Here is a 2,028-nt window from a genome sequence, read left to right as displayed (position 1 = left end):
AACAGATTTTGGCTTTTTTCTGTGCCTTTTCTGCATTGCAACTTTATGGATCTCTAGGTTGAATAATTGGATAGTCGTTGCAGCAATGATAATCTACATGTTAATAATAGCAAACCTGGCGTACCCCAACTTCAATGTGTTTTTCAGCTCGTTTTATCTTCCTTTGATTGTTACTTTATGTATTTTATGTTTAGTCATCTGGGATTCTTTGAGAAATAGTGGTTAACCAGTATTAACACAAATTTTACGAAATTATCTCTTAAAGATTAATGATCTTCGGATGGTGACCTTTTTTATTGCAGCTTTCTTAAGGCTTCGACAATAGTTTCTGAGAATACTTTGCCTCCTTTGACAACCATGCTCCTTGATAAAGTAATAAATTGCCGTTGCCGAACACCCTTCAAGAACTCTTTCCTCAATTGTTTTTCGATAGTCGTTAAGTTTACTTGGCTGCCGTGAGGGGGGCTGCTCTTTTGGTGGCGTAAGCTCTAATTTTTTAATACTAGAACTTGGGCACACAATATAATGAAGGTTCGTAAATATCGAGTTATAAAAATGGGGATGTAATGGTAAATGAAAGGAAAAGGGTCAGTTGTAAAAACTTTTAATGGCGTTCCTGAGGATGATAAATTAAAAAAAATTGGAAACCTTTTTGCAAAGATAATTGGTGTTATTATCTTGATCCTGTTATTGCTTTCGATATCTGCGAAGACTGCCGTTAAAATGACGATGGTGTTAACGGGAGCAAATCCAATAAAAGCTGTTAAAAGTAGCCCAAGTTACAATAAAGAATTTAGCTATTCTATGAGATCTAAGGTATATGCTCTTCCAGAAAAGCAAGCATATACATATGATATAAATAGAATACAATATTTTAAAGTTTACACCTTTCTGATATTTCACGTGGCCGTTCCTACACCAATTTATTGAAGCCTAATAAACAGTTGTTATTTCTTCAGTGAATTTGGACTGCTGAGAAAAAGTTCTGGAAGGATTGGCTCATGAAGGGAAACTAAAAAATGGTTCTATCAACTTAATTATTAGTAGGACCGCTTCATTTCACACATTTCTTGTTTTCATATACACAAAAATTGTGCACAGTAACCTCAAAACCATTAAGAGTAAGTGATATACTTAAAATTTTTTCAGATAAAGGAAATTTTAAAGCGTATATACAAATTATTTATTGATGAGAAACGGAATGATAAAAATGCGGGATTTCTTCATGGGTAAGTGGGGATATGTAATACCTTCAATACTTGGTATGCTTGCAATTGGTTATAACGACAAGTAACATTCGATCTTCCTGATATTTTAGGCTTCATACTCATCTTTATTGGGCTTGTGATTGGGCTCACCCAGTCTTGGTTAAGAAAACATTCTCCTAAAGATTGAATGGGGCGCTTATAAAAGTAAAAAGAATCATAAGAATTATGATAGCCACAACATTTTTTGGCCTTTATATTTTTTTATCATTGACATATTAGGCAGCGCAGAGAGAAAAATTTAATGAGGCGAGTTCAAAAAAGTTATTATTTTTAAGAATTGTTCTGGAAATGTTAAATACGGCTCCTATCGTCAGACAATCTTTGATGACTAGATAATTAAAGGGTAAAAAAAAGTCCTGAATATTTACATATCAGGCTTGAATAAGGGTGGCTCAACCTTAATGAGCGAAATTGGATCAGTTGAACTTGACGGTCGCAGCCTTTAACGCGGCTATCTGAAAAAGCCGTGATGGATGTTCTGGTAATGTTTACCCATATGTAAATTTCAATAAAGCTGGTGGTGCAAATTATCAAAAAATTACAAAGATGGTTTGAAAATTGGAAGGGAAGAATTGCATTTATTCTTTTTGTTTTGTATTTATTTATTCCGCAATTCTATGTACCTTTCTTTTGCATCATCATAACATATATGTGTTTTGATTTAGTTCGTGTGATAAAAGGAAAGTATCCAATCGCAATAGTTGCTGATATTATTATCCTTTTTACATTTATTTATCTGTTTCTAAGCAAATATTTCTAA

At 33.3% G+C, this 2,028-nt stretch carries 1 protein-coding gene; it reads left to right on the top strand.

What is annotated here, in order from left to right; translation table 11 throughout:
• Window positions 1-573: 573 nt before the first annotated feature.
• Entirely contained in the window at window positions 574-930 is a 357-nt protein-coding gene (locus tag JCM14108_RS13755) for a hypothetical protein (protein ID WP_035181529.1), read from the top strand.
• Window positions 931-2,028: the final 1,098 nt, after the last annotated feature.

The organism is Lentilactobacillus farraginis DSM 18382 = JCM 14108 (assembly GCF_000583655.1).
GTDB lineage: Bacteria > Bacillota > Bacilli > Lactobacillales > Lactobacillaceae > Lentilactobacillus > Lentilactobacillus farraginis.
Note: the sequence above shows the minus strand (reverse complement) of the source record. Positions and strands in the feature narration are given on the sequence as shown.